5 protein-coding genes and 2 pseudogenes are annotated in these 10445 nt (G+C 39.7%); 3 read left to right on the top strand and 4 right to left on the bottom strand.

What is annotated here, in order from left to right; all coding sequences use genetic code 11:
* The 3 genes and pseudogenes from IMQ48_RS03100 to IMQ48_RS03090 all read right to left on the bottom strand — a co-directional run.
* Positions 1–683, bottom strand: a pseudogene (locus tag IMQ48_RS03100) (hypothetical protein); the annotation flags it as partial.
* Between the two features lie 3 nt (positions 684–686).
* The gene (locus tag IMQ48_RS03095; RefSeq protein ID WP_196207867.1) at positions 687–2351 is read right to left on the bottom strand and encodes a site-specific integrase; all 1665 of its coding nucleotides are present in this window, start codon (positions 2349–2351) and stop codon (positions 687–689) included.
* Positions 2314–3393, bottom strand: coding sequence for a site-specific integrase (locus IMQ48_RS03090; RefSeq protein ID WP_223411741.1), 1080 nt, complete (start codon positions 3391–3393; stop codon positions 2314–2316). The genes IMQ48_RS03095 and IMQ48_RS03090 overlap by 38 nt, the downstream gene beginning before the upstream one ends.
* Before the next feature lie 1133 nt (positions 3394–4526).
* Between IMQ48_RS03090 and IMQ48_RS03085 the strand changes: the two genes are divergently transcribed.
* The gene (locus IMQ48_RS03085; protein WP_112959230.1) at positions 4527–6131 is read left to right on the top strand and encodes an AAA family ATPase; all 1605 of its coding nucleotides are present in this window, start codon (positions 4527–4529) and stop codon (positions 6129–6131) included.
* A complete protein-coding gene (locus tag IMQ48_RS03080; protein ID WP_101806209.1) occupies positions 6128–6988 on the top strand; it encodes a hypothetical protein in 861 nt (286 codons plus the stop codon). The genes IMQ48_RS03085 and IMQ48_RS03080 overlap by 4 nt, the downstream gene beginning before the upstream one ends.
* Before the next feature lie 128 nt (positions 6989–7116).
* On the opposite strand, the pseudogene IMQ48_RS03075 reads toward IMQ48_RS03080, so the two are convergent.
* Positions 7117–8042, bottom strand: a pseudogene (locus IMQ48_RS03075) (IS630 family transposase).
* 217 nt (positions 8043–8259) lie between these two features.
* On the opposite strand from IMQ48_RS03075, the gene IMQ48_RS03070 reads away from it, so the two are divergent.
* Positions 8260–10445, top strand: a 2186-nt coding sequence (locus IMQ48_RS03070) for an ATP-binding protein (RefSeq protein WP_196207866.1), incomplete at its 3' end; no start/stop codon positions are given.

Genomic DNA, 10445 nt, shown 5'->3' with positions numbered 1-10445 from the left:
ATCAACTCAATAACACACATAAATGCACGGATTGATATGAGTCTTTCATCATCAGTTTGATCAGGGGTGGCTTCTTGCGCTTTCTTCCTTTCTTTAGTGCTGTTAGAACCATTTCGATAAGGAAACTTATTTTTTACTTCAATATTAACTAAGAAAAGATCATATTGACGTAGTAAATCAATGGCCTTTACTGCAATATCGCAATAGTCGCTGACATTATCAGGACTGTCAGAATTCTCATGATGCCGCTCCATCGCTGCATGAATAATATCGGAAGTCAGATACATTGGGTGCGTTTGACTTGTTTTATTTACCATTTCCCAATACCAGCGCTTCATCACCTGTAATGGTTTGTCTAGTGTAGAACCTGATGGTAATCCGCCAGTGATACACACCAGATGCATGTGATAAGCTCGCATAAAATCCTGAAATTCCAAAGAAATATTCATTTGTGAGAGCCCCTTAACACGACTAGAAACTTCGTCCCACTTAAAGCCGCGATCTTTTGTTTCTTTAAGCCATGCAACACCTTTCTCACCAAAATGCCAGGAGCCGGCATTCCACTCCAGTTGTCCAACAGCATTGTAGGCAACAAGACGCTCTTCAAATTTTGCTTTATATTTCTCTATATAAATAAGAAGATTATCCGCCTGTTTATTAAGTATTGTTATTTGCGTAGTCATCGTTTAGATAGCCCTCCGTAAGTTTGCTATTTCAATGCGAGCCATAACCTGATTTACATGCTGTTTCCGCCGTACTAATTCCTTGAGAAGTGGATGATTTAAAAATCCAGCATCATCGGCAACATCACGGACATTTTTGATTTCATCATTCAGCGAAAGAAATACTTTTTTGTGGTCTCCATCTATAAATGGTTTGAAATACAGGCAACCGTAACATCCACGACCCTGTGCAAAGGGGCACATGTCTTCTTCATAATTACATCCACCGAGATGGTAGTGAAGTTGCCCACCAATTGACCCTGCAACACTGCGGCCTTCCCATTCGCTGCTGTGAACCAAATTCCCAGTCAACATGAGTGCCATCATGTTCTTAAACACAGGGTTGCGACCCAAAGCTGCCTCACGAATATCAGCCAGCTCAGGGGTGGCTGCAATGTATCGATCTGCAACAACATAAGAGGATTGACCCAATATATAAGCTATCTCAGGAGCACTGGCACCACTCATTGCCATTGAGTGACCAACGTTGTGACGAAAGAGGCTTGCGGTATATACAGGTAGTTGATAATCATAGTTTTTTACTGCCTCCTGAATCTCCTGTGGTGAAAATCTGAAAAGCATTTTCTTTAATGACGCTTCCACCATCTTCATTGAAGATACTGTGATGGAAAACATTGGGTCGGTATCACCAATTCCAACTAGGTACTTATACAGTAAGATTAACTTTCCAAGTTCTTCCGGAATTGCGACTCGAACTCGATCGATAGTTAGTTTTGACTTTTTGGCATATGGCACAAGTACTGAATAACGCATCCCGTACTTATTCTCGGTATCAACGATAAAATCGCCTCCGGAAAGTTTACCGATCTGTACAGGTCTGGCCCCAATGTAATAAACTATGCCAATAATAATGCAGTCCCGTAATGTATCAATTTTAATGGTTTTCTTTACAGTTTCCAGATGAATGTTTTTATTTTCTTCAACATCAATTTTTGGACATAGCTTAGATGCCCAACGTTGAATGCCATTTTCTATCATTAGGCATACTTCTTCTGGTATAACGAGGTCTAGGTTTTGGTAGCGAGCCCAGTTATTGTTCCTAGGGCGTGGCACTTCCAGCAATAGATCTTCCAGCTCATTACTGTCATCCTTACTTTCGAAGAATCCACTACGATCAAGTTTTCGTAACGCATAGAGGGTGTAATAGAACTGACTGCAGTCTGAGTGATTTCGCTCAGTCTTCGCAACCAGCATTTGCATTTTTTCAATAAGGCTTTCGCGAGTGATAACCTCAATTTGTTTGAAAGTTGTTGCAACAAACTGAGCAAATTTATCAGCAACACTTGCCGAGTTCTCATTAATGTACGCGATTGTTAAGTATTTCAAGAGCTTGAGTGAAACTGGTGATAAATCACAAAAGCATTTACCATTAGAGAATAATATAGCCACATTATTACCTGAGAATCTGTATCGCCAATCATCATGTAGATATAAATATCGGTCATCAAATTCTGTTGCACTTATTAAAAACAATCGTTTAGGGATCTGAATATTTTCAATCCATTCAAGCTGTTCTTTTGTAAAGTGAAGGGGAGGGGTTTTAAATAAACCACCCCCGGTGATACCGCTCTCAGTTGAATAGATCTTTGAATGAGAAGTCTTCGTCATAAATATTATCTTCTAGCAAGTTGTAGGTTTTTCTTTGCGAAATGTTTGTTTCTGGGGAAGCTAAATGCATATCTGAATGTTTCGTACGCTTATAGTTGCTCTGGTTACTCACCACTTCAATAAACCGCTTGGCATATCTTAATGGAACTTTACTGGTCAGTGACCAGCCGCCTAAAGCACGAAGTTGTTCAATAGCTGGTTCAAGTACTCCATTCATCCTTGCTCGAATACCATAGTCTTGCGCCAGTATAAGTGATTCACTCAGGAGACTATTGTAAATAAACTCAAGAGTAATATTAGCCCAAGTATGCCGCCCAACGTGTGGTGTTATGTTAACCATATTATTAATAATTTTATTACTTTTCGTACGATAATGAGGGAATAGGGCAATGAATGCCGGATCAATTTTTTCCTTATAAAATGTTCGAATTGCATCGTAAGTTAATGGAGTTAACCTACCTGAGCCTTTAATAAAAACAAATTCATGGTCATCAATTTTTTTCTCTTCAAATAATGGGGACCGATATTGCTCCATATAAATGGTAAAAATAATGAAGTCATCTTCGGTCAGTTCGATTTGTCGCTGTGAATGCTCAGTCTTGAGTGAAGGTTGTTGTTTCCTTGGATCAACTACATCATCTGGTAGATTTTGTACAATCAGGATGAAACGAATGTTACCTCGTGAGTCTGGAAGGGTTGGCCCCACGCAATCCTTCAACAACAATTGAACTTCACCAACACGTAAGCCATAGTTAAACATTAACCGGTGGATAAGGTAGTTACGGTATTGTTGAAATCCTGAATCGAATGGGTTTTGGGGATTAACCACAGCCGTGAATAATTCGCCGGTCTCGATATCTGAAAATTCAGGAGTGGAGGGGATTAACATGTTCGTTAGTTCGACACTTTGCTGACTGGTGATACTTTTGTATCGGTGTGCGGGTTCGTTCCTGGATACATCAACTCTGTTGAAGACCTTAATTCTGTCAGCGAGATCTCTGTGGTTCGCCTGGTTAATCTGGTGAGCTTCAACAGGTGACATATCCTGGTATGCCAGATTCATATATCTATAGTTGAGATACTTAAGGAATCGGCCAACGTTTCTGACGTGGTTACCATAGGTGGACTTGTTGGTTCTGGAGAGTGCAGAATGTAAAAACCCGGTAGAGATTATGTCGGTCTCGTCACTCAGGTGCTGCTTCCCGAGCAGGTAAGTAAAGAAGCCATCAAGCTCCCTGATAAAACAGGAGATATTGTAGACAGACCGATAGAAATCGTAGTCAAATGTTCGTTTGTGCTTCTTAAAGTAATAGACGTAAAAGAAGCGCAGCGAACACAGAATGTTTTCTTGAGTCCCCAGATGTTTCTTGCTCAGTTCATTCATTCCATAAATTGTGGCGAACATGACCGGTAGGGTAGTCACATCATCAACTATGAGATGAGTTCTCTGGTTGTTCCTCGATAAATGTAAGATGGAATATGCCATGAACTTAGCGGATGCCCCGTAATTTTTGCGTTATGAAGTCATCGTAAGTCCACAACTAAACTTTGGCAACTGACTGATTCATCGGTAAGTTCCTGAAAGAGAGGAACTCATGAACCTAAGAACAAACCCACCATATTTAACTTATGTTTAGTAAAAATCCAGTTCATGAGGTGATGACTCATATCAAATTGTTTTAATTGTTTTTTTTTAGAAAAAAATGAATTAATCTCCAAAAGCATTTATGAACTAACAGGGAATGCGCGTCTTATGAGCATTTCCTAGCAGCTTACTCGGCTTCACCATTTTCCACCTTAATCGCGTAACCAAGCACATGAGTATTTAGGGGGCATCTGATTGTATACTTGAGTAATTTATGATTTTCTGTAACATTTAGATGCACCACAAAAGCTAATCAGAACTAATTCATCTGAGGGCGGTAGCGTTGTCAAGGTTGGTTCGCCTTGTCTGAGGCGTTTTAGTCCAGCAAGATAGTTCTATCTATTTGAATGAGATCTAAGTAGACCGAGTTGTGTGAAGCGAGCGCCAATTCAATTTATCTATAAAGAACTTAGACATTGTGATGAAACTTTTCATCTCAAAATAGGGGTTAATATAAGAGGCTAACAATTACCTTGTTAAATGAGATTTTCAATCTTCTGCCTGGCCAATAAAACATAAAGGTATAAATAATGGATGCAGTAGAGTTAATATTCTGTAAATCAATTAATTACTTTGATTATACTTCAGTTAACCCAAAGAAAACCAATTACATATTAATATCGCCAAGTGACGATAATTTTAATGACTTTGGGAAAATCACCTCGGTTTTAATACGTGCACAATTTGAAGATGATAAGGTTGAGTTCCGTACAAAACTAGCAATTCTCGACGTAAAAGGAAGCAATCAAGAACTTACTCTAGTAGAGTATTTTAACAAAACAAATAATAATGACACTCTAATATATCCAAATGATGACGTGCTTTATTTTTCGCAATGCCAGTCCCTAGAGACTTACAGATATTTGCATCGATGTGTTGGAAAAGAAAAGTCAGACATTATTCTGACTAAAATTAATGACCTGAGCACTATACGGAATAAGAAAAAGTATCTAAATAAATTTAGGCTATTTATTAAAAGCAAAATATTTCAAACGTCCTTAATAAGGACCTCGGAGAGTTATTACGCCTTCAAAAACTCAAATTTTATAAGTGGTGAAATAGAATCACAAGAAATAAAAAATAATGAATTAGAATTCTCGGTTGATATTGATGACGGAGAGTTAAACAGGATAAATCTTGGCTTTAATTTTTCTTATAAAAAAAAACACCCTCGAAACATAATAACTATTATTGGCAGTAATGGTAACGGGAAAAGTAGGACGTTAAGTAATATTGCAAAAATGGCTCTGAGTGGCTCTAAATCTTATGGAGATAGAATAGAAGTAAACCGGATTTTATTATTCGCACCTAGACATGAGTTGCGCTCATTCCCATCCGAACATTGGAAAAATCCGGCAACGTACTATAGAACATTTCCAACAACAAGATCATATCAAACGCGAAGTAAAAAAACCACAACTGAAACCATTTTAGACATTGTCCGAAGCGAAGAAACTATTGCTGGCAGGTCACGATGGGAAATTTTCTCTGAATCTTTGAATGGGCTAACTAATCACGGTGAAATTTATCTAAAAGGAAGTTCACCCAAGGAGTATTATTCTCTTAAATTCTTAAACGATCAAAAAGAAAATAATAGCCTCCTGGGTTGGGGTACTGTTCAAGAAGATCTTGAACCAATTCGACTTATTCAAGGTAATGAGTTTAAATTAAGTAGTGGTGAGATTAGCTTTCTAAAAATAATCACCAATATGACGATGCACATCGAGAATGGGAGTCTCTTACTGATAGATGAGCCTGAAACTCATTTACATCCTAACTTCATATCGCTAATAATATCTGCTTTACATAAAATATTGACAGCCACAGGTTCATATTCAATAATATCAACACACTCTGTTTATATTGTACGAGAGGTCCCTCAAGACCAAGTGATTATTCTAGAGAGGGATGAAAAAAACAATGTTGTCCAAAAAACAACAGGAATGACTACATTAGGTGCAAACTTAGGTTCATTATCATCATTTATATTTGGAGAAAATAGTCGCTCTAAGCTTGTTAATGAAATAGCCAAAAAGGTAATTAGAGAACACAGATCTTTTGAAGAAATTGAGGGCTTATATAGAGATTCTTTTTCAATTGAAATGCTTTCACTTATAAGAGGCATGATGAAATGAAGTATTTCAATCAACCTCTTGAAAATGATATAGATAAAATCACAAAAATTGCGAATGCAAATTATTCCGGTTCAAAGCTGATTGAAAATAATCTGAACATTTTCATCGAGAGATATAAAGAATATTATTCATGCAAAGGCGCTGCGCTAAGTATTAATGGTATGCTTGGACTAAATGACGCAAGAGAAAGCATAAAAAAGTTATACAAGAGCAAAGGAGAACAATTATCTTTCATAAAAGAATTGCGAAATAAAAATACAGGAAAATGTTGTTCAATGTGTGGGGCTAATTTAAGTACCCAAATAGATCATTTTCTTCCCCAAGAATTTTTTCCGGAATATTCTATATTAAGTGCTAATTTAATTCCGATTTGCAAATGCAATCAAAAAAAAGGAAAATTTACTATAGGGGGTAATATTGACGAAATATTATTACATCCTAGATATGAAAAAAAACTTTCCAAACGGATTATCACGGCTAAAATAAGAAATCATGATGGTGCAATTGAAATACATCTTGAATTCAATCCTCCAAAGAAAATATCGAATGCTAAAGGCTTAGCTTTTCATTATGAAAAGATTGTTGACTCTGATTTATTGATTACTACTATCAGAGAGCGGTTTTATGAAATGAAGCGCGCACCAAGTTCGGTAGTATATACTCTTGCAGAACGAATCAATAGTCCGCAAGAACTGAGGAATATTCTATTTTCCCACCTACGGTCATTTGATAAGCGGCATCAAAGTCAAAATAATTGGGAGTCCATATTTATTCATGCATTGCTTGAGAAAAGAACTTTTAATTGGATATGGGGGAAAATATCAGCGCCCGACCGAAAGTATGATGAATCTTTTTAAAAAGCTCTTTCGCGTCAATAGTGGCAATATTGTTTTTTTATCATTGTTCTCTTTCTACTGACATAATGATTGTCCGACAGTGGAGCCAATCGAAATTGTTGACAGCTAAATAACTGATCCTAATACCGCTACACTTTAGCCAGCCCATGTTTCCCACCGGGGAATGGGCTGACAGTATCCATAAAGTGACGAACCTTTTTCAACAGTTGCCACATTGAACGGCATTGGTGATTTCGGGTTACTGTCTCATGAAGCGCCTGCCATAACCGTTCGACATGATTGACCTAATCGTTTTTGCCCGCCGGTATGTCGCTTTCAGGTGTTTTAACAGACTGATAAATAAGGACGAACCTTTACTGTTCCCACCAACGTAGCTGACTTTTCCCGTACCGCTGTGCAGCGCACCGGCAAGATAGTACTTTTCATTCTGACCCGGCGTGACAACGCGCTTTTGCTGCCCACGTAGCTGCCAGTCTGCACCAATTTTGGGATTGAGGTGAATATCCACTTCATCTTCGTAAAACACGGGGTTTTTCGCACAGCATTTCGCCAGTGCTTCATGAATAGCAACCATTTTTTCTTCTTTGTGTGGGTCACGGATACGCAGTGTCGGCGCGGCTCTCCGCCATACCAGTCCGGCAGTAGGCAACCATCGACGGATGGTTGAAGCATGTAGCGGACAACCGGTGACATCACGGATTTTTATCGCCAGCAGTTCGGTACTCCAGCGGGAACGCTGATAACCGAAATCACCGGGAGAATGCTTAACAAGCTCACGCAGCAATGCGCAAATATGTTCGAACGGCCAGCGTCTCCCACGTCCTGACGGTAATGATTTCAGACCTTCTGCGCCAGACTGCGTGAACCAGTTAATCTAGCGACCAATGGATGAGCGGGCGCAGCAGAGCGTTCTGGCAACATGACAGACGGTGTCACCACGATGCAGCATCAGCATGGCGGTGAGTCGCCGGGCGTGGTTTTTGTCCTTTGTTTTATGGATAGTTTTCTGCATCAGACGTCGTTCGGTTCTGGGTATTGGTGCTATGATCGGCATTGCTCAGTCCGGCTGGTGATTTGGGATATTCAGCGATTGATCAGATCGCATGAACCGGGCTGAGTTCCCCCTGAGTGATCTACTATTCCGAGCAGTTAATTAGCAGTAAGAAACCTATTAATTTCCGCTAAAGTGCGGGCAAGGTACAGCGAGACAACGACTCAGGAGTTTCTAGATTATCCGTGACGATTCAATTCAAGGAGTGTTTTCGAGTCTTATGAAAGTTAAAAATTCTGCGATTATCTATACAGGTTATGATTATCAGACTCTGCAGGGAGTAAAGCTACTTGCTGAATGGCTTCATAGTCCGACTCAGTATGATAGGGTGGCATTTGAAGCCGACATGGATAGTAATGAAACGCCTGAAGGTATAGACGATATTGTCTGTGAACGACCAGATGGTGTTAGAGATTATTGGCAAGTAAAATTCACCCCCTCCCCGGAGAAGGATGAAAACCGCCTCACGTGGGAATGGTTGTTGAAGATCTCAGGTAAAACAGCAAGGTCTCGTTCCATTCTTAAAAAGCTCTATGATGCTATTAGTGCTGTGTCTGCTGAAAAACTCGGGGATGTTATTCTTTTGACCAACAAACGGCCGGACAGATCTATGGAATCCTGCCTGCTCGGTTCGAAAATAGACTTTAGTCAAATTGATGATAACTCACAGCTTGAGATTACTCGCCAACTAGGAAATAAAGAAGCTGCCATTTTTCTTTTTTCGAAATTGACTGTCCAGCATAGTGATGGTGACTATCTTGCGATAAAACGTAGTCTTCGGGCTGAGCTTCTGAAATTTTCCGACGATACAGGCGTCGAACGGCTTGTAGCAAGAGCACGTGAATGGGCAATGTTTAAGGACAATCCACCAGAGCAAGGTTGGATTTATCTTCATCATGTTAGAGAGGTCTTATCACCCAAAAGACCAGAGCCTATACCTGAAATTTTTTCTGTGCCCGAAGACTACTGCCTCCCCGATTCAGACTTTCACAAACATCTACTTGCTCAAATTAACCGCTCAAATGGGGAAGTCATTACTCTAACAGGTAAACCTGGTGTAGGAAAAAGTACATATCTATCGTACTTGTGTCAAAAGCTGGAAGAGCATGGAGTCCCGTTAATACGTCACCACTATTTTTTATCTCTTGGAGACGCAACTGAAGACAGATTAAGCCCAAGAGTTGTTGCGGAGTCCCTGTTGCATCAAATCAATAGCTTTCATAAAGAGTCAAATGCCAACACATCTCAACCGGAAAATTTACGTGATGCACTCATAACCTGCGCAAATTACTACAAAGGTAAGGGGAAACCATTTGTTGTGTTGATTGATGGGCTGGATCATGTTTGGCGAGATAATGCTAAAAATAAAAAACCATTGGATGAAACTTTTAGGCAATTACTTCCTGCAACAGACAACTTAGTGGTGCTTGTCGGAACGCAACCAGTTGATAATGAATTGCTTCCTTGCACACTGCTTACTCACTCTCCTAAGAATGAATGGCATTGGTTGCCTGAAATGTCTGGAAATTCAATATACGAATTTTTAAAACTTCATATTGAATCTGGTCGGTTGTACTTAAATTGTCATGAAAATCAAGTTGATGAAGAGATTCAGAACAGTGCTGGCGCTTTATTAGAAATTACAAATGGCTACCCTTTGCATGTAATTTACTCATCTGAGTATCTGTCTCATCATGGATTAGCACTTTCTTCTTGGCAAATTGAAAAGCTTCCTCCGTGCTCCGATGGCAATATTACTACTTACTATTCTGAACTTTGGCGTAACCTCAATTATAGACAAAAAGATGTCCTTCACCTATGCAGTGGCTTTCAGTTTGCGTGGCCGAGACAGGCGATCGGTGTCGTTGTAAAAGACAATCATGAATATGCACCGAGTGTAGATGCGGTTGCACATATGCTCTCGGAGGGAATTTGTGGCGTAAGACCTTTCCACGAAAGCCTAGTAGTATTTGTTCGAAATCAGGAAGAGCACCAAGAGCGAATAAATGCTTTGTTAACACCTGTATGTGAATGGCTTAGTTTTAGCGCCCCAACACATCTCAAGGATAATTGGCTTTGGTCTAGTTTGGCTCGAGGTGGCGACTCTTCCAAGTTGCGACAGGGGGTTACTCGAGATTGGGTGCTTGATAGGCTTATAATTGGCATGCCTGTTAGATCATGTATTCGACTGTTATCTGAGGCTGAAACTTATGCTTTCCAGGCGCTTGATTATGCGGAGGCATATCGACATAGAGCTCTAAAAACTAGGCTTATCAATGGCCCTGAATTTCAGACATGGGACTCCATTAACTTGGAGATGCTCTCGCTACTGATCGCTGATGAGCAGTCTCTGAACGAAATAATCTCAGGACAAAACGAGTATTCACCAACCAAGTTATCTATATT

The organism is Citrobacter sp. Res13-Sevr-PEB04-36 (genome assembly GCF_015672735.1).
In the GTDB taxonomy this organism is placed as follows: Bacteria; Pseudomonadota; Gammaproteobacteria; order Enterobacterales; family Enterobacteriaceae; genus Citrobacter.
Note: the sequence above shows the minus strand (reverse complement) of the source record. Positions and strands in the feature narration are given on the sequence as shown.

What these genes read in the sequence shown, in the direction of transcription:
- IMQ48_RS03095 (WP_196207867.1), bottom strand. Translation starts at nt 2,351, where the DNA reads ATGACGAAGACTTCTCATTCAAAGATCTATTCAACTGAGAGCGGTATC.
- IMQ48_RS03090 (WP_223411741.1), bottom strand. Translation starts at nt 3,393, where the DNA reads ATGTCACCTGTTGAAGCTCACCAGATTAACCAGGCGAACCACAGAGAT.
- IMQ48_RS03085 (WP_112959230.1), top strand. Translation starts at nt 4,527, where the DNA reads ATGGATGCAGTAGAGTTAATATTCTGTAAATCAATTAATTACTTTGAT.
- IMQ48_RS03080 (WP_101806209.1), top strand. Translation starts at nt 6,128, where the DNA reads ATGAAGTATTTCAATCAACCTCTTGAAAATGATATAGATAAAATCACA.